The sequence below is a fragment of the Catenulispora rubra genome (assembly GCF_015356825.1).
In the GTDB taxonomy this organism is placed as follows: domain Bacteria; phylum Actinomycetota; class Actinomycetes; order Streptomycetales; family Catenulisporaceae; genus Catenulispora; species Catenulispora rubra.
In genome coordinates, this window is record NZ_JAACYW010000111.1 from 1 (window position 1) to 24,015 (window position 24,015).

The following is a 24,015-nucleotide window of genomic DNA, read 5'->3' on the forward strand; positions in this document are numbered from 1 at the left end:
CAGATGTCTATAAGAGACAGGCCTCAGGACCGGACGACGGGCGACGTGTGAGCCGGGCACGGGCACCGCGGGGCACGCCGGTGGGCTTGGCGTCTGCAGGCAGGCTGGCAGCGGCAGCTTCAGGACCCGACGACGAGCGACCTGTGAGCTGCGCACGGGCACCGCCGAGCACACCGCCAGAGGGCTTGGCCTCGGCAGGCAGACCAGTGGCGGCGGCAGCTTCAGGGCTCGATGACGGCGCGTCAGTGCGACGCGTGAGCCGGGCACGGGCACCGCCGAGCACACCGCCAGGGGGCTTGGCCTCGGCAGGCAGACTGCTCGCGGCATCAGCCTCAGAACCCGACGACGAGCGACGTGTGAGCCGGGCACGAGCACCACCGAGCACACCGCCGGAGGGCTTGGCCTCGGCGGGTCGGATGTCGGAGGCACCGGGGATGTCAGGGCTCGACGATGACGGCGCGTCCGTCCGGCGCGTGATCCGGGATCGGGCTGCCGCGATAGTGCGGGCGGCCAGCGGGCCTGCGGATTTGGCCTCGGCGGGTGGGCTGCTGGCTGCTGGTGTGTCAGTACTCGGCGTCTCGCTGGAAGCGCCGGAAGTATCGGGAGCGTCCACGCTCAGGCCCGCCGCCCGGCCTGCCACGCGCCGGGCTCGCGCTGCGGCCTGTGCCACGGCGAGGCCGGCGATTTCGCCTTCCAGCAGTGCGGTTTCGGCGCCGGCGACGCCTGCGGTCTCGCCGGCGGCGTAGAGGCCGGGGATGGTGGTGCGCTGGGTGGTGTTCACTCGGAGGGCGATGGTGCCGTCGGTGAGGTGGGTGGGGGCTGCGCCGAGGGTGAGGGCCAGGTCGATTTGGGGGGCTAGGCCGTAGCCGATCGCCAGGGTGTCGCAGGGGATGCGGTGGGGGTCGGTGCCGTCGGGGCGTGCTGCTACGACTGCTTCGAGGGTGTCGTTGCCTTGGGCTTCGATGATCATGCGGCCGGTGTGGATGGGGATTCGGGCGCGGGTGAGTTGGCGGGCGTAGTCGAGGCCTTCGGTCAGTTTTGTGGGGTTGGTGATGAGCGGTAGGGGGTTCTTGGCGTAGCCGCGGATGTTGTTGGCTTCGTACAGGCCCAGGACTTTGGCGCCGGCGGTGGCAAGGCCGGTGGCCACCGGGAGGAGCAGGGGGCCGGTGCCGGCGACGACCACGCGGCGGCCGGGCAGGACCAGGTTGCCCTTGAGCAGCGCCTGGGCTCCGCCTGCGGTGAAGACGCCGGGGAGGTCCCAGCCGGGGAAGGGGACCACGCGCTCGTAGGCGCCGGTGGCCAGGATCACGTAGGGGGCCTCGATGGGGCCGCGGTCTGTCAGGACCCTGAATCCGGGGTCGGTGAGCCGGTCGATCGCCCACACCTGGTGGCCGAACAGGACCTCGATGCCGCTGGCCGTCTCGACGCGCGTCACCAGCTGCTCGAACTGTTGCCAGCCGTGGTAGAGCTTCGGCAGCCAGGGGGCTGTGAGGCCGGGGGCCGGGTGGCGGAAGTACTGGCCGCCGAGTTGGCGGCCGGCGTCGATCAGGGCGACGCGCAGTCCCTGGTCGGCTGCGGTCGCTGCGGCTGCCATGCCGGCCGGGCCGGCGCCGATGACGGCGAGGTCGAAGCCGCCGAGGTGGCCGGGGTCGCCGAGGCTGACGTCCTCGGGCGCGGCGAGATCGAAGGCCGCCGGATTAAAAGCGGCCGGATCAAAGGCCGCGGGAACGGAGGCGAGCGGATCGAAGGCCGCCCGATCGGAGGCTGCGGGATCGGAGGCGAGCGGATCGGAGGCTGCAGGATCGGAGGCGGCCGGATCAAAGGCCGCCGCATCGAAGTCGCGCTCAGTCACGGCCATCACCGGCCACCGCGCCGCCGCGCCCGTCGCCCACCTGCGTCCGCACCACATCCCCCTCCGCGACCACTGCAAGGCACGCGCGCACGTTCGGCTCTCCGTTCACCGTCACCAAGCAGTCGAAGCACACGCCGATCCCGCAGAACAGCCCGCGCGGCCGCCCGCCGAAACGCGTCGTGCGCCACGATCGGATGCCCTCGGCCAGCAGTGCCGCGCCGACGGTCTGGCCCTGCTGGGCCGTCATCGGGCGGCCGTCGAAGGTGAACTCGACGCTCACTGTGAGTCCTCCTCATAACCCGCGAACCGGTCCGGGTTGAATGGCTCCGCCGCGACCGTCGGCTCCTGCCCCGCCAGCAGCGCCGCGATCAGCTCGCCGGTCGCCGGGGCCAGGCCGATGCCGGCGCCCTCGTGGCCGCAGGCGTGGAAGAGTCCTGAGACGGTGGCGTCCGGGCCGATCGCGGGCAGGTGGTCCGGCAGGTAGGGCCGGAACCCGCAGTAGTACCGCTGCACCTTCACGTCGGCCAGGAACGGGAACAACTCAGCCCCCTGAGCCGCCAGGCGCCCCAGCGCCTCGTACGACGGCATCCGATCCAGCCCGACACGCTCGCGACTCGCGCCGATCAGCACCGGGCCCGACGGTGTCCCCTCGATGACCGCAGAGGACTGCAATGCCGCATCAGAGCTCGAAACGTCCGCGACGTACGCGGCCGAGTACACCTTGTGCCGCACCATCGCCGGCAACGGCTCGGTCACCAGGACGAACCCGCGCCGCGGCTGCACCGGCAGCGTCGAGCCGGCCATCGCCGCAATGGCAGCAGCCCCGAAACCGGCGGCGTTCACCACGAAGCGCGCCGGGATCTCCCCCGACGTCGTGCGCACACCGCGCACCGCTCCGCCAGGCGACACCAGCAGCCCCGTCACCGCGCTGCCCGACCGCACCCGCGCGCCAGAGGCTTTCAACAGCCGGGCCGTGGCCAGCGCCGGCATCACCTGCGCGTCCTGCGGATACCAGAAGCCACCGGCCAGGCCCGGGGCGATGTAGGGCTCGTATTCGGTCAACCGATCGCCGGGCACCTGCTCGGCAACGACGCCCGAAGGTAACTGCGTGGCCGCAAAGCCTTGCAGCGCCTCAAAATCCTCTGCGGTGAACGCGACGACCAGCCCACCCTTGGCCTCGAACTCGAAGCTTGTGCCGAATGCCCCGTCGTCCTCGGCGGCCAAAGCCCGCCACAGCTCCTGCGAGCGCATCGCCAGGTCCAACTCCGGCCCCGGTTCCTTGTCCGAGACCAGCAGGTTACCCTCCCCCGCGCCGGAGGTGCCGCCGGCGACCGGGCCGCTGTCGAGCACCGTGACCGCGAAGCCGGCGCGCGCCGCGTAGTACGCGCACGCCGCGCCGATCATGCCGGCGCCGATCACGACGACGTCGGGCGTCGGGGATCCACTCGCGGCAGCGCTCACGCCAGTACTATGTCACATGCTCCGGTTACCCGCCAGCACCCCGGAAATGCGCGACGAATCGTGAATCGTCCCGGCGTTTGTCACCCATTGCGGTAATAGACCGACCCGCAACTCGGTCCCACGATGAGAGGGCGAGAGCATCCATAAGTTTTGGAGGGGGAACGATGACGGTCGATCAGAGCGCGGCGGCACCCGAGACCGCCGCCGAGAGCGGTCAACTGAGCCTGGACACCGCGGCGGCGCGGAACCTGGCCACCACGACCAAGACGCCGCCGCAGATGCAGGGCATCACCTCACGTTGGCTTTTACGCGTCCTGCCGTGGGTCGAGGCCTCGGGCGGCGCCTACCGTGTGAACCGCCGCCTGAGCCACGCCGTCGGGCGCGGCCGGGTGGCCTTCAGCCAGGCCGGCGACGACGACGTGACCGTGCTGGCCCCGACCCTGACCGAGCTGCCGCCGCTGCGCGGCTTCGCCGACGAGGCGTTGCTGACCGAGTTGGCCTCGCGGTTCGCCGCGCGCGAGTTCCGGGCCGGGGAGACGCTGGCCGAGGCCGGGACGCCGGTGGACACCCTGTGGCTGATCGCGCACGGCAAGGTGGACCTGGCCGGCCAGGGCAAGTACGGCGACCACGCCGTGCACGGCCACCTCGCCGACGGCGACCACCTGGGCGACGAGGTGTTCCACATCACGGCTTCCGGCGGTGCGGCGACCAACGGTCACGCGCCGCGTTGGAAGACCACGGCGCGCGCCGTGACCACGGTCATCGCGCTGGCCGTGCCGGCCTCGGAGGTCAGGACCCTGATCGACCGGTCGGAGACGTTGCGGTCGCACCTGGCCGCGCACCGCACCAGCCGCGCCAAGGCCCAGAACGCGCACGGCGAGGCCGAGATCGCTTTGGCCGCCGGGCACGAGGGCGAGGCGGAGCTGCCGGGCACGTTCGCCGACTACGAGCTCAAGCCGCGCGAGTACGAGCTGTCGGTGGCGCAGACCGTGCTGCGGATCCACACCCGTGTCGCAGACCTCTACAACAAGCCGATGAGCCAGCTGGACCAGCAGCTGCGGCTGACCGTCGAGGCCGTGCGCGAGCGGCAGGAGGACGAGCTGGTCAACAACCGCAGCTTCGGCCTTCTGCACAACGCCGACTTCGAGCAGCGCGTGCACACCCACTCCGGCCCGCCGACCCCGGACGACCTGGACGAGCTGCTCTCGCTGCGCCGCGACACCAACTTCCTGCTGGCGCACCCGAAGGCGATCGCCGCGTTCGGCCGGGAGTGCACCAAGCGCGGGATCTACCCCGGGACCATCGACCTGCTGGGGACGCAGGTGCCGTCCTGGCGCGGCGTGCCGCTGCTGCCCGTGCCGAAGATCCCGGTGCTGGACGGGCACACCACCTCGATCCTGGCGCTGCGGGTCGGCGAGGCCGAGCAGGGCGTGGTCGGGCTGCACCAGACCGGGCTCCCGGACGAGTACCAGCCGGGGCTGTCGGTGCGCTTCATGGGCGTCGACGACAAGGCCATCACCTCGTATCTGGTGAGCGCGTACTACTCGGCGGCGGTCCTGGTGCCGGACGCGCTCGGCGTGCTGGAGAACGTCGAGATCGCGCGGCCCCGTGGCTGAGCCGCTGGGGGTCGGGACGGCCTGGCCGGTGGGAGGTGGCGGGCCGGCCGGGGTCGGGCCGGCGGCAGAGGAATCGTCGCAGCCTGATATAGCCGACGATCCCGCTCGACGCACGAGGACCATCAAGGCGACGATCGACGCAGGCATCGACGCGAGCAAGACCGCCGAGGCGACGTTGCGGCGGACGCGCGAGGCCGTCGAGCCGGTCCTGCGCGCGGCCGTCGACACGCTCCCGGGACGGCTGCGCTCGATCGCGGCGTACCACCTGGGGTGGGAGGACGCCGACGGCAGCGTGCTGGGCAGCATCGGAGGCAAGCTGCTGCGGCCGGGACTGGTGCTGGCCGCCGCCACGGCCGTTGCCGCTAGTGGCGTCGGGGGCAACGGTCTCGGTGCCGCCGCCGACCCGGAGGTCCTGGCCTCGGCGGCCGCCATCGAGCTGGCGCACAACTTCACCCTCCTGCACGACGACGTCATAGACCGCGACCACACCCGCCGCCACCGCCCGACCGCCTGGACCGTGTTCGGCGCCGAGAACGCGATCCTGGCCGGCGACGCGATGCTGGCATTGGCGTTGCGGCTGGTCGGGGGTGAAGCGGCGAGCCGGCTGGCCGAGTGCGTCATCGAGATCTGCGACGGCCAGTTCGAGGACTGCGCCTTCGAGCAGCGCGACGACGTGACGCTCGACGAGTGCCTGACGATGGCCGGCAAGAAGACCGGGGCGCTGCTGGGGTGCGCGTGCGCGCTCGGGGCGCTGGCGGTACGAGCCGATCCGCTGGCCGTGGCGGCGCTGGATCTGTTCGGGCGGGAGATCGGGGTGGCGTTCCAGCTGACCGACGATCTGCTCGGCATCTGGGGCGATCCGGCGGTCACCGGGAAACCGGTGGGCTCGGATCTCAGTGCACGGAAGAAGTCGCTGCCGGTGGTGGCCGCTTTGTCGGCGCGGTCGGCCGCGGCCGGGGAACTGGCGCGGGTGTATGCGCTCGGCCGGGACTTCACCGAGCACGAGGTGCGGCGGGCGACCGAGGCCGTGGAGCGCGCCGGAGGGAGGGCGTGGGCTGCGACGGAGGCCGCGGCGCGGATCGCGACGGCGCACGCGCATCTGCGGCGCGCGCCGGGGGTCGAGCAGGCGGCGGTGCACGACCTGCACGCGATCGCCGAGCTGATCACGCGGCGGACCAGCTAGGACGACAACGCCACCGCCAACCACCTGGTACCTCGCCACCAAGGTACCTCGGCTCCGAGGTCTATCGCAGCCGAGGCAACCCCCGAGGAACGGCGCCACCCCAGCACCACCCCAGCACCACCCGCACAGCACCTCAGCACCGCAGCACCACATCGCACCGGGAGGTCGTCATGACCGCCAAGGACTACGGCATCATCGTCGCCGTCCTCATCCTGACCTTCATCACCCTGCGCCTGTTCGAGCGCTTCATCCCGCACCACCGGCGCGAGCCGCACAACGACGTCGCCGGCTTCATCTTCGCCACGGTCTCCGTGGTGTTCGCGGTGCCGCTGGCGTTCGTCGTGGTGGCGTTGTGGACGAACAACGACACCGCGCACCAGACCACGTTCAAGGAGGCGAACGAGCTCGCCGGCATCTACTGGATCTCCCGCCAGATGCCGCTGCCGCTGGGCTCGCAGCTGGAGCACGAGACGCTGGACTACGCGCACACCGTCATCGACGACGAGTGGCCGCTGCTGGCCGAGCACGAGACCAGCCCGAAGGCCACGAACCTGGTCTACCAGATCCGGGACAGCGTCTTCGCCTTCCATCCGACCGACGTCTCGCAGCAGGTGCTCTACGACCACGCGCTCACGCACGTGGAGTCGATGGCCGAGCAGCGAAGAGAGCGCCTGAACCAGACCGAGGAATCGCTGCCGCCGCTGTTGTGGGCGATCCTCATCGGCAGCGCGCTGGTGACCATCGCCTTCACGTTCCTGTTCGGCCTGTCCAGTTCCTTCGCGCACACCGTGATGGTGATGACGCTGGCCGCACTGGTTGTGGTGTCGTTGGTGGTTGTCAGAGAGATGAGTTACCCGTACTCCGGGACCATGAAGGTGGATCCCACAGCGTTCCAGGTGTTCCTCGCCCGACTGCCACTGCCACGCTGAGATCAGCGATAAGAAGCAAACAAGAACCAGGAGAAAAACAAGCGCGCCCCGGAAGCCGGGGCGCGCCACATGGTGCCAGCGAATCAGACCTCAGAATCAGACCTGAGAATCAGACCTCAAATCAGACCTCAGATGACGTCCAGATCCGCGAACTGCTCGGCCTCGACCGCGCCGGCCGGCGGCGCGTAACTGGCCCGACCGCGCGCCAGCCACCAGATGCCGGACAGCAGCAGCGCCCCGACCAGAGCGATCGGCGCGTAGTTGAACGTGAGCGCGGTGACCGGCGAGGCCTGCGGCAGGCAGAACAGCACGACCTCGATCACCACCCACACCGAGGCGGTGTAGCCGACCAGCGGCCCCCACTTGCCCAGGTTCCAGGCGCCCTTCTTGAAGTTCTTGCCCTGCCTGGCACGCAAGAACCCGGGGATGACGTACGCCGGCGCCAAGCCGATCGAGGCGATGGCCGTCACCGCGCCATAGGCCTGAATCGTCCACAGCGAGGGCAGGGTCAGCAGGAACGCCACCACGACCACGAGCCACATGGCGTTGGTCGGGACCGCCGAGCGGTTGACCTTGCGCCAGGTCGGCGAGCCGGGCAGCGCGCCGTCGCGGGAGAAGGCGAAGACCATGCGGGCCGCCGAGCCGATGGCGGCCAGGCCGCAGCACAGCTGCGCGATGATGATGACCAGCGTCAGCACCTCGGCCCAGTGCTGGCCCAGGGCGTCGAGCATGATGATCGACGGCGCCGTCACCGCGCCGCCGTAGCCGGAGCCGGAGGACTCGGTGGCGTACTGGTCGGAGCCGCCCTGGATGGAGAACAGGAAGGCGATGAGCAGGACCAGGCCGGCGATGCCGGAGACCCAGATGGACCGCACGATGCCCTTCGGCGCCAGCGTCGATGCCTGGGAGGTCTCCTCGGACATGTGCGCCGAGGCGTCGTAGCCGGTCAGGGTGTAGCCGGTGAGCAGCAGGCCGATCGCGCTGACGTAGATCGCGCTCTTGAACCCGGTGGCGTTCACGTAGTGCGTGAACACGAAGCTGGCGCTCTGGTGGTGGGCCGGGACGATGAACAGCACCGCCACGATGAACGCCACGCCCAGCAGGTGCCACCAGACGCTGACCCGGTTGAACAGGTCCAGCACCCGCACGCCGAAGGTGTTCAGCACACCGTGCAGCAGCAGCACGCCGGCGAAGATCGCGATCAGCCCGTACTTGTCCGGCGTCCAGCCGAACGCCATACCGGTGAAGGCGCCGATGAACTCGGCGGCGCCGTAGTCGATGCCGGCTATGACGCCGAACAGGCCCAGCATGTTCAGCCAGCCGGTGATCCAGCCCCAGCCCTTGCCGCCGAGGCGGTGGGCCATGAAGAACAGCGCCCCGGACGTCGGGTAGACGCTGGTCACCTCGGCCAGGCTCAGGCCGATCAGCAGGACCGCGATGGTAACGCCGATCCAGCCCCAGACCATGACGGCCGGGCCGCCGGTGGCCATACCGAAGCCGAACAGGGTCATACAGCCGGAAAGGATGGAGATGATGGAGAAGCTGATCGCGAAGTTGCCGAATCCGGACATCTTGCGGGACAGCACTGGTTCGTAGCCGATCGCGCGCAACTGCGCTGCGTCCGCGGCGTCCGCTTCGCTCCAAGCGGCGTTTTCTGAGCTTTCAGTCATCGACATGCTCTTGTTCCGTTTTCCGTTCGGGGACCAAACAGGGGACGGTTGTGCTTTTGGCGATGGTGCAATGAGCTCTGTGCGATGGTGCGACTTCTGGATCAGGTTCGGATTTCGTTAAGGAATCTGTCCCCTGAGATGGTGCGAAAAGCAGCTTCGGTCCTGGCCGGGGGCTAGGGACCCGCGCGCTGCCGCCCGGACGGGTTGGAGCGCCGCGCTGCTGCCGACAGCGCGGTGGACCTGGCCCGTACGAACTCCTCCACGGCGTCCCCCGTCGCCGAAACCACTGACCACGGCTTGTTCGAGCCGTAGGGACCCAGCGCGTCGAACACGTCCGCGGCCAGATCGGAGCGTCCTCCGACGACCAGCGCGTGCGCCAGGTGCGACAGGTCGACGACCAGCCAGTCGTCCTTGCCGGTGCTGGTGAACCAGTTCCAGCCGCGGGCCATCTCGGTGCGCGCCGCGTCCGTGGTCCACAGCAGGTGTGCCAGGCCGTCGTTCTGGGCCTTGCGGTACTCGTAGGCGACGACCAGCGCGTACAGCGGCAGCAGCTGCAGCGGCGACAGACCGCTCAGACCGACGCTGCTGACGATGCTGGAGGCGAACAGCTGCGCGCCGGCCGGGCTCGGGCCGGTGCCGCCGCCGACCGCGCCGAGCATCCGGTGGCAGCCCTCGCGGTTGGCCGGGTCGATGCGCCACAGGTCGCGGAAGGCGTGCCAGGGGCCCGGAACCGGGCAGGAGTCCGGGCCCTCGATGCGCTCGCCGAACCCGGCGGCCAGGGCGAGCCGGCCCAGATAGGGCACCGGGTCGCCCGGGTCCATCGCCGCGGCCTCGGCGCAGAGTTCGGCCGCGCGGCGGCCCAGCGACTGCGCCTGGGACATGCCGTTGGCCACGGCCTTGCAGGCCCGCTCGACCGCCACCCGCGCGGCCATCGCGACCGCGTCCGGGTCGTGCGGGCGCTCGGCGACCCACTCGTCGACCGCGTTGGAGGCGGCGGCGACCTGGGCCAGCAGCGCGATGCGCGTGCATCGCAGCCGGCGGTCGCCGCCGGAGGCCGCCAACAGCTCGGCCATGGAGAACCAGTGGCCGGTGCGGACCTCGCCGAGGATCCGGGCCAGTGGTTCGTCGAATCCGGCGGGGTGCATAACGGGTTTGAAGTCGTGGGGGCTCATAGGGGCTCAGGCGGCAGCCGGCGGGGGGTCCGGCGGATGGTCGTGGTCAAGCAATTCCCAAGACCACGTAAAGGGATCGGGCACCGCGCAATGATGCCCGACATCACAGGTGTCGAACAAGCCCCTGTGTGATCACATGATCACCTGGAAGATCAATACATCCAGGTGCCGAAATCCCGGGCCGCCAACTGCTCGACTTGAAGACGGCACCAAGGCGACACCTCGAAGGCACCGGAAAGTACTTGATTACTGAAATCGGCCCACGGAATCCAGCGGTATTCGCCTACTTCGTCGGGATCTGGTGACGGCGTAATTCCGGTCGCGACCGCGCCCCGGAACACCGGGCAGATCTCGTTCTCCACGATGCCGTTCGGCATTACCGCCCGGTAACGGAAGTCTGGCAGGATCGGCCAGACCGTGGGAATGTTCAGACCCAGTTCACTGGCGAGTCGCCGCCGCACGGCGTCCTCGATCGACTCTCCGGGACCAGGATGGCCGCAGGCGGAGTTCGTCCACACCCCGGGCCAGGTCTTCTTCGAGTCGGCACGCCGGGTCAGCAGCAGCCGGTGCTGGTCGTCGAAGACGTAGCAGGAGAACGCCAGGTGCAGCGGCGTGTTCGCGGTGTGCACCGTGGCCTTGGGGGCCGTGCCGACGGGGGTCCCGTCCTCGGAGAGCAGGACTACTTCTTCCACTTCCACATTGGTTTCCACATCATCCGAGCTTGCCTGCGCCGGGGCCGCCTTGTCGCTGGTTGTGCACTATTTGGCGTCACCGTAACACTCCACAGAGTGAACGCTCATAGGAAAACGGACCGGCGAAGGACCGAAGACCAGCCGTCCCGCGCCGGCGGCGCACTCGCTGATCATCTCGGCCACCGCCGGGGCGTGCTCGCGCGGCGCGTGCACCAGCACCTCGTCGTGCTGGAAGAACACCAGCTGCGGCCCGTCCAGCGCGCGCAGCCGCTGCCGGAGCAGCGCCAGCAGCACCTCGGCCCATTCGGCGGCGGTGGCCTGGATGACGAAGTTGCGGGTGAACCGGCCCCGGGCCCGCGCCACCTGGCCCGAGCGGCGGTTGCTGTCGTCGGAGGCGTCGGCCTCGGCGTCCCCGGCGATCGCGCTCTGCCAGCGCTCCGAGGGCGGCGGGCAGGTGCGGCCGAGCTGGGAACGCACTAGGCGACCGCGCTCGCCCTCGCGGGCGGCGTCGTCCAGCAGCGCCGTGGCCTTGGGGAAGCGGCGGCGCATCAGGGCCAGCGGTTCGGCCGCACCGCCGCCGGTCTGCCCGTACATGGCGCCCAGCAGTCCGAGCTTGGCCTGGTCGCGGGAGCCCTCGAAGACTCCGGCGAGCGCGGCGTACATGTCATCGCTCTGCGTCGCCTCGGCCATGCCCGGGTCCTGCGCCATCGCGGCCAAGATGCGCGGCTCCAGCTGCGCGGCGTCGGCGGCCACGAACACCCAGCCGGGGTCGGCGATGACCGCCTTGCGCAGCCGCCGCGCGATCTGCAGCGCGCCGCCGCCGCGGGCCGCCCAGCGTCCGGTGACGACGCCGCCGACGGAGTACTCCGGCCGGAATCGACCTTCCACCACCCAGGTGTCGCGCCAGGCCCAGCCGTTGAACGAGTATAGCCGCGAGAGCTCTTTGTACTTGAGCAGCAGCGGGATCGCCGGGTGGTCGATCTCCTTGAGCTCCCAGCGGCGCAGCGAGGGAAGTTTCACGCCGGCCTCGGAGAAGGCCTTGGTCACCTGCTGTGCGGAATCCGGGTTCAGGGCCCGGACGCCCAACGCCTCGGCCAGCCGGGCCGCCGCGGCGACCATCTCCCGGGGCGGCGAGCCGTCCAGCGGACGCGGGCCCAGGACCTCCTCCAGGATCGTGCTGTGCACGTCGACGCGCCAGGGCAGGCCGTGGTGCGCCATTTCGGCGGCGGCCAGCGAGGCCGCGGATTCGGCGGCCACCAGGAGCCGGAACGCGCCGGGGTTCGCGGTGGCCGAGATCCGGCGGAGCTGGTCGGCGTAGACCTCGCGGACCGCGCGCAGCGGGTCGACGTCGGAGGGCAGGCCGGAGCGGTCCGGTTCGAACAGCGCGGGCTGGGTCGTCGGGCTGTCGGTCGGGGCGGCCATGGTGCCCTCGGCACGGTCCTCGGGGACCGGCAGGCCGTGCAGCCGGGCCCACGCCGCACCGAGGGAGCGCGGCCCGCCGCAGTGGCCCTCGTAGGCCAGCAGCAGGGCCTCGGTGAGGGCCAGGTCGTGGCAGCGGTCGATGCGCACGCCGCGGCGCAGCAGGGCCGGGGCCAGGTCGGCGCTGGCCGGCCAGATCCAGCGCGGATGGTCGGGCTCGTCCGGGGACGAGGCCGCTTCCAACGCCCCGACCTCGGCTTCCAGGTCCGCGACGGCGCGCGCCGGCCCGGCCGCGGCGCCGGTGTCGGTGATCGCTTGAACGAAGCCTCGATCCCTGAAACCCTCGGGGTCGTAGGTCGCGGCGATCTGCATCCGATCATTGTCTGCGACAGCACTGACAACACCGACAACACCGACACTGACCGGCACATACAGGTGCCGACCGGCCCTGACCAGGCCGACGCTCGCGCACCGACATTCGTGCACCAACACTGACAGACCGATAAGGACCCGTCATGACCAAGACCGCCGTCGTCACCGGAGCCAGCAGCGGGATCGGCGCCGCCACCGCGCGCCAGCTGGCCGCCGAGGGGTTCCGGGTGGTGCTCGTGGCCCGCCGCAAGGAGCGCCTGGAGGCCTTGGCAGCGGAGATTTGCGAGACGGTACAGATCGCCGAGATCGGTGGCGTCGCCGAGGCGGTGACGCTGGACGTGACCGACGTCGAGGCGATCAAGGCGTTTGCGGCCGAGCTGGAGTCGTGTGACGTTCTGGTGAACAACGCCGGCGGTGCCATCGGCACGGACCCGGTGTCGGCGGCGGATCCCGGCGACTGGCGCTCGATGTTCGAGACCAACGTCCTGGGCGCCCTGAACTTCACGCAGGCGCTGCTGCCGAAGCTGATCGCCTCCGGCGCCGGGACCGTGGTGATGCTCACATCGACCGCCGCGCACGTCGCCTACGAGGGCGGCGCGGGCTACGCGGCGTCCAAGCACGCGATGCACGCCATGACCGCGACGCTGCGCCTGGAGGTCTTCGACCAGCCGGTCCGCGTGATCGAGATCGCGCCGGGCATGGTGATGACCGACGAGTTCTCGCTCAAGCGGTTCGGCGGCGACGCGGACAAGGCGGCCTCGGTGTACGCCGGCGTCCCGGGCCCGCTGGTCGCCGAGGACGTCGCGGACTGCATCGTGTGGTCGGTGACGCGGCCGCCGCACGTGAACGTGGACCTGATGGTCGTGCGGCCGCGGGCGCAGGCGGCGCAGCACAAGGTGCATCGGGTCACCGAGTAGCACGGAGCCTCGCAAAGTAGCGTAGATACAGAAAAGCGCCCCAGCCTTCGCGGCCGGGGCGCTTCGCTGTGTCGTCGGCGGACTCAGGCGATGGCCGCCGCCTCGGGCCCGCAGTCCTCGGCTATGGAGGCCGTCACAGGGACAGCGGCCACCGCCTTCTCCTTCGGCGCGGCGGCGTCCCCCTTGCGCAGCGTCGACAGGATCAGGCCGATCAGCACCAGCGGCGCCCCGACGATGATGCCGGCCTTGATGCTCTCGCCGAGGAACACCACCCCGCCGGCCACCGCGACCGCCGGGTTCACAAACGTGATCATCGACGACTTGGCCGGCCCGACCTCGCCGATCAGCGCGAAGAACAGCAGGAACGCCGCGGCCGTGCAGACCAGGCCGAGGGCGACCACCGCGGCCAGGGAGTTGGCCTTCGGCATGTGCGCGGGGTGGCTGAACGCCGCGATCGGCAGATACAGCAGCGCCACGCCGGTCAGCGACAGCGTGATGGTCGCCAGCGTCGGGACGCCGACCAGCTTGCGGTCGGCGATGATCGGCGCGATCGCGTAGCCGACCGCCACCGCGATCACCTCCAGCATCCGGCCCACCTGGACCTGGCCGATGTTCAGCCCGACGATCGCCACGACGCCGGCCATCCCGATGAACAGTCCGGCCAGCCGCGTCCCGGACACCGCCGAGCGGTCCCCGAGGCGCCACATGATCAGCGCGACGAAGAACGGCACGGCCGCGATCAGCAGCCCGGCCAGCGAGGAGGTCATGTGCTGCTCGGCGTCGCCCAGCAGCAGCCAGGGCCCGGCGATCTCCAGCGCCGCGAACGCCACGATGTAGCGCCACTGCTTCAGCGCCGGCCGCACCATCCCGCGCTTCCAGGCCACCGGCAACAGCACCGCCGCCCCGATCGCAGTGCGCGCGAACACGATGAACGGCGCCGGCATCCCCTCCAGCGCGACCTTGATCAACAGATACGGGATGCCCCAGATCACCGACATGGCCGCGAACAGCAGCCATCCCCGTTTCGACACGCGAGCCCCCTCAAGGCGACGAAATCGAATGACACCAATCAGTCGGCCGGCCCGCGAAACCCCCGGTCGCAGCCGTTCCGACGTTCCCCGGTAACAGCCACGGGGCGCCTGAGCATATTCCATGGGCGCTTTCCAGGAAATGAGGCCTCTGCCAAAGTGGACACCCTGCACGGAGCAACGGACCGATCACGTGGAGGCAACCGATGTCCGCCCCGAGACGCACCCCGAGACGCAGACCTGTCACCGTCGTCGCCGCCCTGGCCACGGCGGTCGCCCTGACCGGCACCCTGACCGCGGCGCGCGCCGCCCCGGCCCCCGCCTCCGGCTCGGGCCAGCCGCCGCGCGAGCCGGTGGCCACCGGCTACGGCGGCGCGGTGGCCAGCGTCAGCCCGGACGCCACGCAGACCGGCCTGGACGTGCTCAAGCACGGCGGCAACGCCGTGGACGCGGCGGTGGCCACGGCGGCCGCGCTGGGCGTCGTCGAGCCGTACTCGGCCGGGATCGGCGGCGGCGGCTTCTTCGTCTACTACAACGCCCGCACGCACAAGGTCTCCACGATCGACGGCCGCGAGTCCGGCCCGGCGGCGATGACCACGAACTGGTTCATCGACCCGGCCACCGGCAAGCCGCTGTCGTTCACCGACGCGGTCAACTCCGGCCTGTCGGTCGGCGTCCCGGGCACGTTGAAGACGTGGACGACGGCGCTGGACGACTGGGGCACCATCTCGTTGAAGAAGGCGCTGCAGGGCGGCATCGACATAGCCTCCAACGGTTTCGTCGTCGATCCGACGTTCAACTCCTTCACCGCGATGAACCAGGCGCGGTTCTCGCAGATCGCGCCGACGGCGCAACTGTTCCTGCCGAACGGCGCGGCGCCGCCGGTGGGGTCGGTGTTCAAGAACCCTGATTTGGCGAACACCTACAAGCTGCTGGCCGAGGAGGGCCCCGGCCTGTTCTACGGCGGGGAGTTGGGCCAGGAGGTGGCCAACACCTCGCAGCACCCGCCGACGATCCCGAACCCGACGATGAACTTCCGGCCCGGCCAACTCACCGCCGCCGACATCGCCGGCTACACCGCGCCGGTGCAGGCGCCGACGCACGTGGACTACAAGGGTCTGGACGTCTACTCGATCGCGCCGCCGTCCTCCGGCGGGACCACGGTCGGGGAGGCTCTCAACATCCTGTCGAACTTCGACGTGGACCCCGGCGACCAGGTGCAGGCGCTGCACCTGTACGACGAGGCCTCGAAGATCGCCTTCGCCGACCGCAACCGCTGGGTCGGGGACGCGAACTTCAACGACGTGCCGACCGAGCAGCTGACCTCCAAGGTCTACGGCAAGGACCGGGCCTGCCTGATCAGCCCGACCAGCACGCTGGCCGCGCCGGTCGCGCCCGGGAACCCGTTCGCGCCGGGCGGCGGCACGCAGTGCCCGTCCACGGCGCCGACCGGGACCTCGTACGCCGACACCGAGGGCCTGTCCACGACGCACCTGGTGACCGCGGACAAGTGGGGCGACGTCGTGTCCTACACCCTGACCATCGAGCAGACCGGCGGTTCGGCGATGACCGTGCCGGGCCGGGGCTTCCTGCTGAACAACGAGATGACGGACTTCGACTTCACGCCGCTGTTCCCGGGCGTGCCGGACCCGAACCTGCCGGCGGCGTTCAAGCGGCCGCGCTCGGCGATGTCGCCGACCATCGTGCTGAAGGACGGCAGGCCGTTCATCGCGGTCGGCTCCCCGGGCGGGGCGACGATCATCACCACGGTGCTGCAGATCCTGGTCAACCGTCTGGACCTGGGCATGAACCTGGAGCAGGCGATCGCCGCGCCGCGCGCCTCGCAGCGCAACGCGGCCTCGACCTTCGCCGAGCCGGCGTTCCTGAACCTGCCGGAGATCCCGGGGTTGGAGGCATTGGGTGAGAAGTTCACGCTCGTACCGCCTTCGGGGACGCCGACGCCGGAGATCGGTGCGGCGACCGGGCTGGAGTTCCTGCCGAACGGCGCGGTCGAGGCCGCGGCGGAGCCGGCTCGGCGTGGCGGCGGTGCCGCGGCGGTCGTGCACCCGGTGAGGTAGGACCGCAGTAGGGACTGTAGGTAGACAGGAGCGCTGCATCCCTTACCAGCGCTCGAATCCTCGATTCTTGGAATCTGGATCCTGGAATCTCAGGGCTGGACCGGGGCTCTCGGCAGTCTCCGGTCCAGCCAGACGAACACGGCGCCGAGCGCCAGCAGCAGAACAGCGACCATCGCCACGTTCAGCGTCACCCGGGCGTAGCCGTGCGTGCTCACGTCGATGAACGGATAGGGATACCAGTTCACGACGTGACCGCGGATCAGCGTGAACGCCACCCACGCCAGCGGATACACGGTCGACCATCCCAGGGTGGCCCAGGCCAGCCGTGGCCGCGGGCCGAACAGCAGCCAGCCGACCACCAGCAGGATCGGTGTGACGACGTGCAGGCCGAGGTCTGCGACGTTGCTCCAGCCGCCCAGATGCTGCTGCGGCCGCAGCACGACGACGTCGACCAGGCAGGTCACGGTGATGCACAGCAGGGCGTCCAGCAGCGCCACCGGCCACCAGGCGCCGCGCCGGTCGGGCACCAGGACCAGCGCGATCGCCACGGCCAGCACGATCAGGTTGCTCTGGATCGTGAAGAAGCAGAAGAAGTTGCCGATCCGCGTGCCGACGGTGAACGGCGACACCTGCGTGTTCTTGTTCGCGGCGGACAGGTAGAACTGGAGCACCAGTGACGCCGCACACACCAGCACGGTGAGCAGGTGCCAGGCCCGGGCGCGCTCGATGGTCATGCGTTGACGATATCGGCCGAGGTGGCGCCGGGATCTGAACCGGGCGTGGACTCGTGTCGTCTCACGGACTGGACCGGTAAGCCCCAAAAGGGCGATGCACCTATAGTCATTTACATGATCGCCAACGAGACGTCCCGCATGCCCGCCGCCATCATGGCGCCGCGGATGATGCGTTGCTGCGTCTCTTGTCGAATGTGTAGCTGCTGAGTCTCCCTCAGCTTCCGGCATCGCCCCTGCGGGGCTCCTCTGCCGGCCTGCGTGGGGCCCAACCTGCGGATTCTCCCTGTTTCGCAGGTTCTAGTAGCTCCTCCCCTTTGTAAGCCTTAGCGGCGCGCCATTTGTTGCGCGCCCGCCGCCGCGTGTCGCGGTTCATTGGAAAGCATCATGATTGAAATAAAAAACCTGACAAAGGTTTACCCTGCCCGCGATCGGCCGGTCACCGCCCTGGACGGCGTGGACCTGAGCGTCGCGGCCGGCGAGGTTTACGGCGTCGTCGGCCAGTCCGGGGCTGGCAAGAGCACGCTGATCCGCTGCGTGAACCTGCTGGAGCGCCCCACCTCCGGCACGGTGACCGTGGCCGGGCGCGAGCTCACCGCGCTGTCCGGACGGCAGCTGCGCGCCGAGCGCCGCCGCATCGGCATGGTGTTCCAGCACTTCAACCTGCTCTCCAGCCGCACCGCGCGGGAGAACGTCGAGCTGCCGCTGGAGATCGAGGGCCGGCTGACCCGCCGCGAGCGCCGGGCGAAGGCCGAGGAGCTGCTGGACGTGGTGGGCCTGGCCGACCGCGCCGGCGCCCACCCGGCGCAGCTGTCCGGCGGGCAGAAGCAGCGGGTCGGGATCGCGCGGGCGCTGGCCGCCGATCCGCACGTGCTGCTCTCCGACGAGGCCACCTCGGCGCTGGACCCGGAGACCACCCGCAGCGTGCTGAAGCTGCTCAAGGAGGTCAACGAGCGGCTCGGCGTCACGGTGCTGCTGATCACGCACGAGATGGAGGTCGTCAAGGCGGTCTGCGACAGCGCGGCGCTGATGCGCGACGGCCGGATCGCCGAGTCCGGGACCATCTCGGAGCTGCTGACGCGGGAGCACTCGGAGCTGGCGCGAGAGCTGTTCCAGCTCGGTCCGGCGCCGGAATCCTCGGGCCTGCCCGACACCACGGTCCTGGACGTCACCTTCCACGGCGACTCCACCGCGCAGCCGCTGGTCTCGCAGCTGGCGCGGACGTACTCGGTCGACGTCACGATCCTGGGCGCGGCCATCGAGACGGTGAACGGACAGACCGTGGGGCGGATGCGGATCGGGCTGCCGGGGCGGTTCGAGGAGAACGTCGTGCCGATCGGGTTCCTGCGCGAGCGGGGACTGAATGTCGAGGTCGTCGCAGCGGGAGCCTCGCCTGGAGCCCCATCCGGCGGCACCGGGCACTCGCTTGAGGAGGTCGCGTCGTGAGCTGGTCGGACATGCAGCCGCTGCTGTGGCAGGCGACCCTGGAGACGGTGCAGATGGTCGGCTGGTCGGCGCTGTTCACGGTGCTGATCGGGCTGCCGGTCGGACTGCTGCTGGTCCTCACCGACCGCGGCGGCCTGCTGGCGAACCTGCCTGCGAACAAGGCGTTGGGGACCGTGGTGAACGTGGGGCGCTCGCTGCCGTTCATCATCCTGCTGATCGCCATCACGCCGTTCACCCGCGGGATCGTCGGGACCACCATCGGCGTGGACGCCGCGATCGTGCCGCTGGCCGTCGGCGCCGTGCCGTTCTTCGCCCGGCTGGTGGAGACCGCGGTGCGCGAGGTCGACAGGGGCCTGATCGAGGCCTCGGCGGCGATGGGCGCCTCGCACCTGGCCACGGTCCGCAAAGTCCTGCTCCCCGAGTCGCTGCCGGCGCTGGTCAGCGGCCTGACGACGACCGTGGTCGCGCTGGTCGGCTACTCGGCGATGGCCGGGGCGATCGGCGGCGGGGGCCTGGGCGACCTGGCCATCCGCTACGGCTACCAGCGCTTCGAGAACGGGCTCATGATCGCCACGGTCGTGCTGCTGATCGTCCTCGTCCAGATCGTCCAGTGGCTCGGCGACTTCGCCGCCAAGCGGCTGGCCCACCGGTAACCACCCCGGCCATCCCCCTCCTTCAGTACACGGAAGAAAGAAGACCTTGTTCATGCGCAACAAGAAGCTCGCCGCGTCCCTGACCGCCCTCGTCGGCGTCCTGGCCGTGGGTCTGACCGCCTGCTCCTCGTCGAAGTCCGCGGGCTCCTCCGGCTCCTCGGCCGCGGGCTCCTCCGGCGGCGTCGACTCGATCACCGTCGCGGCCTCCCCGATCCCGCACGCGCAGATCCTGGACTACATCCGCGACAACCTGGCGGCCAAGGCCGGGCTGAAGCTGACGGTGAAGGAGTTCACCGACTACGTCCAGCCGAACCTGGCCACCCAGGACGGCGAGGTCGGCGCGAACTACTTCCAGCACCAGCCCTACCTCGACGACTTCAACAAGAACAAGGGCACCGACCTGGTCCCGGTCGTCGGCGTCCATCTGGAGCCGCTGGGCCTGTACTCGCACAAGGCGAAGTCCCTGGACCAGATCAAGGACGGCGCCACCGTCGCGGTCCCGAACGACGCCACCAACGAGGGCCGGGCGCTGAAGCTGCTGGCCGACAACAACCTGATCACCCTCAAGCCCGGCGCCGGCGCCACCGCCACGGAGAAGGACGTCGCGAGCAACCCCAAGCACCTGAAGTTCAAGCCGCTGGAGGCCGCCGAGCTCCCCCGCGCCCTCGACGACGTGGACGCCGCGGTGATCAACGGCAACTACGCGCTGCAGGCGAAGCTGACGCCGAGCAAGGACGCGCTGGCGCTGGAGAAGACGGCCGGGAACCCCTACGTCAACATCCTGGTGGTGAAGAAGGGGCACGAGAACGACCCGGCGGTGAAGAAGCTGGCCACGCTGCTGACCTCGGACCAGGTGAAGCAGTACATCGAGAAGACGTTCAACGGGTCGGTGATACCGGCGAGCTGAGTTCTGCTTCTGACTACTGCCGGCCCGGCCGCAGTCATGTTCCCGGGCCGGATCGCCGGGCTCGCAGCCGATCGCTTCTGGAGACAGGGGCGGTCGGCTGCGGGCTTTCCTCAACTGAACTGTCCAACTCAGCTTCTGGCAACCATCGCGACGCCGAGCGTGATCATCGTGACCGCGATGATGCCGTCCAGCACGCGCCAGGCCTTGGGCCGCGCGAGCACCTTCCCGAGGCGGCGGGCGCCGAATCCGAGGCCTGAGAACCACAAGACGCTGCCAGTGGTCGCACCGAGGGCGAAGTACCAGTGCATGCTGCCGTAGCTGTTGCCGACGGTGCCCAGCAGCAGGACCGTGTCGAGGTAGACGTGGGGGTTGAGCCAGGTCAGCGCCAGGCAGGTCAGAACCGCTGTGCGCAGGGACTTCTCCCCCGTTCCGTCGGCGGCCAGGTGGTCCTGTTGCCGCCAGGCGCGGCGGGCGGCGAGCAGGCCGTAGGTCACCAGGAACGCGGCGCCGATCCAGGCGATCGCGGTCACCACCGTCGGCATCGAGCGCACGAGTGCGCCCAGGCCGCCGATGCCGGCCGCGATCAGGACCGCGTCGGAGGCCGCACAGATCGCGACGATCGGGGTGACGTGCTCGCGGCGGATGCCCTGGCGCAGGACGTAGGCGTTCTGCGCGCCGATCGCGACGATCAGGGACAGGCCGGTGCCGAGGCCGGCCGCGGAGGCCGCGAGGGGGGTGGTCATGAGCACGATGTTAGGAAGGTGTGTGATCCACAGGCCAGCTAACTTTTCTTGCGTATCATTAGAGATCATGATGACGGACCTACCGCTGGACCACGTGCGGACCCTGCTGGTGGCGGTGGACGCCGGGACGTTCGAGGCCGCGGCGCGGATCCTGCACGTCACGCCGTCCGCGGTCAGCCAGCGGATCAAGGCGTTGGAGCAGCGGACGGGGCGGGTGCTGCTGGTGCGGTCCAAGCCGCTGCGGCCGACCGAGTCCGGCGTCGCGGTGGTGCGGTTCGCGCGGCAGTTGGCGTGGCTGGAGGACAGCGCGCGTGCGGAGCTGGGGCTTGCCGGGGCGGGGGCTTCGGGTTCCGGCGGCGACAGTGGCGACGGCACCGGCTCCGGCGGCCCGGGCCGCGGCGTGCCGGTGCAGACGCTGTCGATCGCGGTCAACTCCGACTCGCTGAGCACGTGGTTTCCCGAGGTGACAGCCCGTTTCAGCGCCGACGCGGCGGTCTGCTTCGACCTCCATCGCGAGGACCAGGACTACACGGACGAGTTGCTTCGGGCCGGGCTGGTGATGGCGGCCGTCTCGTCGTCGCCGAAGCCGGTGCAGGGATGCGTTGTGCGGCCGTTGGCGCGGATGCGATACCGCGCCGTGGCCACGCACGGGTTCGTCCGGCGGTGGCTGCCGGACGGCGTCGGGGCGACCGACCTGGCCGCCGCGCTCGCCGTCGCGCCGGTCATCATCTTCAACCGCAAGGACGACCTACAGGACGGCTTCCTGCGCAGCATCGGGGTCACAGCCAGCGGACCTCGCCACTACCTGCCGGCGACCGACGCCTACCTCTACGCGGTGGAGTCCGGGTTCGGGTGGGGGCTGATCCCGGACGTGCAGGCGAGGCAGTTCGGGCAGGTGGAGTTGGTGGAGCTGGCGCCGGAGCGGCCGGTCGACGTGCCGCTGTACTGGCAGCAGTGGAAGCTCGCGCCGGCGTTGTTGAGCGAGGTCGGTGAGGTGGCGGCGGAGGTCGCGGCGCGGCGGTTGGGGTAGACCGCCACACCTCAAATCCCGAACCGCGCCGCCAACCCGTCCAACATCGCCTCCAGCCCCAACTCGAACTCCCCCTCCGCGTCCACCGGCGCCAGCCCCTCCATCACGAGCTTCGCGAACAGCGGATACCGCCCGCTGCGCAGCAGCCACTGCATGTTCGAGCGCAGCAGAAGCCTGACATCCCCGTCCGTCCCGTACCCGCGCCGCTCCAGCATCGTCCGCTGGTTCACCTCGCCGTCGGTGGCGCCGCGCGCGTAGGAATCCAGAGCCCTGATGAGCTGCATCTTCTGATCCCCGGTCAGCGGCAACGGCTCCAGGGCGGCGAGCATGCGCTCCAAAACCAGGTTGCGGTTGGGCGTCAGGCTGGTCGGGACCTGCGCCTGGGCCGCCGGGAGCCAGGGGTGCGCGAGCGTGGTGTCGCGGCGGCGGCGCGCGGCCTCGCGGAACACCGCGCGCCAGTCGTCCGGGTCGGCGAGGAGTTCGGACGCGGTGCCCACCACGTCTGTCATCAGCTCCAGCAGTTCGTCCTTGCTGTTCACGTACCGGTACAGGGCCATCGTCGCCACGCCCAGGCTTTCGGCCAGCTTGCGCATCGACACGGCGTCCAAGCCCTCGGCGTCGGCCAGGGCGATGGCGGCCTCGGCGATGCGCTCGTGGCTCAGGGTCGTGCGGGCGCCTCGGGGGGCGTCGATGCGCTCCCAGATCGTCGGCGGGGTCGGGACGTCAGGCGCCGCCGACTCCGCCGGCCCGTCCGATTCCGCCGCCGGGTCGCACCCGCTCTTGGTCTTCGCCATGCCGAAAGCCTCCCATGGGCTCGGAAACGCGGGCCCGCGCTCCCGCCTTGTGTACATCGTACGCTCTGTTGTACGGTGTACGCATCGGCGCGTACACCGTACACATCAGCGCCACGCCATTCACTCCCCAGGGGGATCACCATGACCACCGCGACCGCTACGGCGGACATCACCGAAGCCGACGCGCACGAAACAGCCGCCACGCCGACCGCGACCCCCGACCCGCTCCGCGTGGCCGTCATCATCGGCAGCACCCGCACCGGCCGCTTCGCCCCCGTCGTCACCGACTGGTTCGTCACGCGCGCCGCCGAGAGCCACCCGGGCCTCGACCTCGACGTCATCGACCTGGCGGAGACCGACCTTCCGCTGACCATGACCGACTTCGGGCAGCCCCGCCCCGAACCGGTCGCGGCCCTGGCCCCGCGCCTGGCCGGCGCGGACGCCTTCGTGATCGTCACGCCGGAGTACAACCACTGGACCGCCACGACCCTGCGCGCCGGACGCCGGCAGACCGCCGCCGGCTGAAACCTTGCGCTGAGCGCAAATAAATAATTGCGCTGAGCGCAAGTTCGGGAGAAGGTGGACCCGTGTCCGCGACCGAGAACCAGAACGAGAACCAGAACGAGAACGAGTTCGAAGCGGGCTCTCGCCGCGAACGCAAACGGCTGGAGACCCGCAACTGCATCAGCCAGGCGGCGCTGCAGCTGACGCTGGAGAACAACGGCCTGCAGAACGTCAGCCCCGACGAGATCGCCGAACGCGCCGGGGTCTCCGCGCGCACCTTCCACAACTACTTCCACAGCCGCGAGGCCGCGCTCGGCGCGCTGCCCGGGGACCGGGCCAGACGCGTGGCGCTGGCCTTCAGCGAACGCCCCGCCGAGGAGCCCTTCGACGTCGCGCTCGCCGAGGCGGTCGTCGCGGAGTACACCCTGGGCCACGAGCCGGGCAAAGAGAGCGTCCGCAAGCTCCGCGAGATCATGGCCAACGGCAGCTTCAGCAAGGAGGCGCTGCGCACGGTCATGGACGAGGAGGGGGCCCGGCCGCACCTGCTGGAGTCGATGCGCCAGCTCGAAGAGCAGCTGACGCCGGTCATCGCCGAGCGGCTGGGGCTGGATCCGAGTGAGGACCTGCTGCCGCGGATCGTCGCGGCGGCGGTGAACGGGGCGGTCCGGGTGGCCACGAAATATTGGCTGCACGAGGACGTCGACGTCCCCTACACTGCCCTGCTGCGCCAGGCGGTCCGCACAGCCGCGGCTCTGGCCCAGCAACCCGCCCTCCCGCTGGGGCCCAGCCTACACGAAAACGAAAACCCCTGATTTCGC

At 70.2% G+C, this 24,015-nt stretch carries 22 protein-coding genes; 11 read left to right on the top strand and 11 right to left on the bottom strand.

The window, feature by feature from the left end:
• Positions 1-7: 7 nt before the first annotated feature.
• Genes GWK61_RS27210 through GWK61_RS27220 form a run of 3 tightly spaced genes read right to left on the bottom strand, consistent with a single transcriptional unit; the run spans position 8 to position 3,313 of the window.
• Positions 8-1,858: an NAD(P)/FAD-dependent oxidoreductase gene (locus GWK61_RS27210; protein WP_194912736.1), complete on the bottom strand. Its 1,851-nt coding sequence runs from the start codon at positions 1,856-1,858 to the stop codon at positions 8-10.
• A complete protein-coding gene (locus GWK61_RS27215; protein WP_194912738.1) occupies positions 1,845-2,132 on the bottom strand; it encodes a (2Fe-2S)-binding protein in 288 nt (95 codons plus the stop codon). Before GWK61_RS27215 ends, GWK61_RS27210 begins: the two co-directional genes overlap by 14 nt.
• Positions 2,129-3,313, bottom strand: coding sequence for an NAD(P)/FAD-dependent oxidoreductase (locus GWK61_RS27220; protein ID WP_194912743.1), 1,185 nt, complete (start codon positions 3,311-3,313; stop codon positions 2,129-2,131). Before GWK61_RS27220 ends, GWK61_RS27215 begins: the two co-directional genes overlap by 4 nt.
• A gap of 164 nt (positions 3,314-3,477) precedes the next feature.
• Here GWK61_RS27220 and GWK61_RS27225 point away from each other — a divergent pair, with 164 nt between their 5' ends.
• The 3 genes from GWK61_RS27225 to GWK61_RS27235 all read left to right on the top strand — a co-directional run bounded on the left by GWK61_RS27225 (position 3,478) and on the right by GWK61_RS27235 (position 7,041).
• Complete coding sequence (locus GWK61_RS27225; RefSeq protein WP_194912745.1) at positions 3,478-4,929, top strand: family 2B encapsulin nanocompartment shell protein; 1,452 nt, start codon at positions 3,478-3,480, stop codon at positions 4,927-4,929.
• A 121-nt stretch (positions 4,930-5,050) separates the two neighbouring features.
• Positions 5,051-6,112, top strand: coding sequence for a polyprenyl synthetase family protein (locus GWK61_RS27230; RefSeq protein WP_438939787.1), 1,062 nt, complete (start codon positions 5,051-5,053; stop codon positions 6,110-6,112).
• Positions 6,113-6,282: 170 nt separating this feature from the next.
• Positions 6,283-7,041, top strand: a complete 759-nt coding sequence (locus GWK61_RS27235; protein ID WP_194912746.1) for a bestrophin-like domain — start codon at positions 6,283-6,285, stop codon at positions 7,039-7,041.
• 128 nt (positions 7,042-7,169) lie between these two features.
• Here the strand turns inward: GWK61_RS27235 and GWK61_RS27240 are convergent, their stop codons facing one another.
• The 4 genes from GWK61_RS27240 to GWK61_RS27255 all read right to left on the bottom strand — a co-directional run bounded on the left by GWK61_RS27240 (position 7,170) and on the right by GWK61_RS27255 (position 12,366).
• Positions 7,170-8,717, bottom strand: a complete 1,548-nt coding sequence (locus tag GWK61_RS27240; protein ID WP_194912748.1) for an amino acid permease — start codon at positions 8,715-8,717, stop codon at positions 7,170-7,172.
• Between the two features lie 167 nt (positions 8,718-8,884).
• The gene (locus tag GWK61_RS27245) at positions 8,885-9,883 is read right to left on the bottom strand and encodes a hypothetical protein (RefSeq protein WP_194912749.1); all 999 of its coding nucleotides are present in this window, start codon (positions 9,881-9,883) and stop codon (positions 8,885-8,887) included.
• A gap of 152 nt (positions 9,884-10,035) precedes the next feature.
• Entirely contained in the window at positions 10,036-10,575 is a 540-nt protein-coding gene (idi, locus tag GWK61_RS27250; protein ID WP_194912751.1) for an isopentenyl-diphosphate Delta-isomerase, read from the bottom strand.
• A gap of 66 nt (positions 10,576-10,641) precedes the next feature.
• Positions 10,642-12,366: a bifunctional 3'-5' exonuclease/DNA polymerase gene (locus GWK61_RS27255; RefSeq protein ID WP_194912753.1), complete on the bottom strand. Its 1,725-nt coding sequence runs from the start codon at positions 12,364-12,366 to the stop codon at positions 10,642-10,644.
• A 143-nt stretch (positions 12,367-12,509) separates the two neighbouring features.
• On the opposite strand from GWK61_RS27255, the gene GWK61_RS27260 reads away from it, so the two are divergent.
• Positions 12,510-13,283 carry an SDR family NAD(P)-dependent oxidoreductase gene (locus tag GWK61_RS27260; RefSeq protein ID WP_194912762.1) on the top strand — a complete coding sequence of 258 codons (774 nt, stop codon included), beginning with the start codon at positions 12,510-12,512 and terminating at the stop codon, positions 13,281-13,283.
• Positions 13,284-13,366: 83 nt separating this feature from the next.
• On the opposite strand, the gene GWK61_RS27265 is transcribed toward GWK61_RS27260, so the two are convergent.
• Positions 13,367-14,314, bottom strand: a complete 948-nt coding sequence (locus GWK61_RS27265; protein ID WP_194912767.1) for a DMT family transporter — start codon at positions 14,312-14,314, stop codon at positions 13,367-13,369.
• A gap of 203 nt (positions 14,315-14,517) precedes the next feature.
• On the opposite strand from GWK61_RS27265, the gene ggt reads away from it, so the two are divergent.
• Positions 14,518-16,389, top strand: coding sequence for a gamma-glutamyltransferase (gene ggt / locus GWK61_RS27270; protein WP_194912775.1), 1,872 nt, complete (start codon positions 14,518-14,520; stop codon positions 16,387-16,389).
• Between the two features lie 89 nt (positions 16,390-16,478).
• On the opposite strand, the gene GWK61_RS27275 is transcribed toward ggt, so the two are convergent.
• Positions 16,479-17,123 carry a Pr6Pr family membrane protein gene (locus tag GWK61_RS27275; RefSeq protein WP_194912780.1) on the bottom strand — a complete coding sequence of 215 codons (645 nt, stop codon included), beginning with the start codon at positions 17,121-17,123 and terminating at the stop codon, positions 16,479-16,481.
• Between the two features lie 384 nt (positions 17,124-17,507).
• Here GWK61_RS27275 and GWK61_RS27280 point away from each other — a divergent pair, with 384 nt between their 5' ends.
• Genes GWK61_RS27280 through GWK61_RS27290 form a run of 3 tightly spaced genes read left to right on the top strand, consistent with a single transcriptional unit; the run spans position 17,508 to position 20,126 of the window.
• On the top strand, positions 17,508-18,566 hold the full coding sequence (locus tag GWK61_RS27280) for a methionine ABC transporter ATP-binding protein (protein ID WP_194912791.1): 1,059 nt from the start codon (positions 17,508-17,510) through the stop codon (positions 18,564-18,566).
• Positions 18,563-19,219: a methionine ABC transporter permease gene (locus GWK61_RS27285; RefSeq protein WP_194912793.1), complete on the top strand. Its 657-nt coding sequence runs from the start codon at positions 18,563-18,565 to the stop codon at positions 19,217-19,219. The genes GWK61_RS27280 and GWK61_RS27285 overlap by 4 nt, the downstream gene beginning before the upstream one ends.
• A 52-nt stretch (positions 19,220-19,271) precedes the next feature.
• Complete coding sequence (locus tag GWK61_RS27290; protein WP_194912796.1) at positions 19,272-20,126, top strand: MetQ/NlpA family ABC transporter substrate-binding protein; 855 nt, start codon at positions 19,272-19,274, stop codon at positions 20,124-20,126.
• A gap of 128 nt (positions 20,127-20,254) precedes the next feature.
• Here the strand turns inward: GWK61_RS27290 and GWK61_RS27295 are convergent, their stop codons facing one another.
• Entirely contained in the window at positions 20,255-20,869 is a 615-nt protein-coding gene (locus GWK61_RS27295) for a LysE/ArgO family amino acid transporter (RefSeq protein ID WP_194912798.1), read from the bottom strand.
• 70 nt (positions 20,870-20,939) lie between these two features.
• Here GWK61_RS27295 and GWK61_RS27300 point away from each other — a divergent pair, with 70 nt between their 5' ends.
• On the top strand, positions 20,940-21,899 hold the full coding sequence (locus GWK61_RS27300) for a LysR family transcriptional regulator ArgP (protein ID WP_194912819.1): 960 nt from the start codon (positions 20,940-20,942) through the stop codon (positions 21,897-21,899).
• Positions 21,900-21,910: 11 nt separating this feature from the next.
• Here the strand turns inward: GWK61_RS27300 and GWK61_RS27305 are convergent, their stop codons facing one another.
• Entirely contained in the window at positions 21,911-22,693 is a 783-nt protein-coding gene (locus GWK61_RS27305; RefSeq protein WP_194912800.1) for a TetR/AcrR family transcriptional regulator, read from the bottom strand.
• Positions 22,694-22,834: 141 nt separating this feature from the next.
• Between GWK61_RS27305 and GWK61_RS27310 the strand changes: the two genes are divergently transcribed.
• Together GWK61_RS27310 and GWK61_RS27315 are read left to right on the top strand one after the other, a co-directional pair.
• Complete coding sequence (locus GWK61_RS27310; protein ID WP_194912802.1) at positions 22,835-23,218, top strand: NADPH-dependent FMN reductase; 384 nt, start codon at positions 22,835-22,837, stop codon at positions 23,216-23,218.
• Between the two features lie 62 nt (positions 23,219-23,280).
• Positions 23,281-24,009, top strand: a complete 729-nt coding sequence (locus GWK61_RS27315; protein WP_194912804.1) for a TetR/AcrR family transcriptional regulator — start codon at positions 23,281-23,283, stop codon at positions 24,007-24,009.
• The last annotated feature ends 6 nt before the right edge of the window (positions 24,010-24,015 follow it).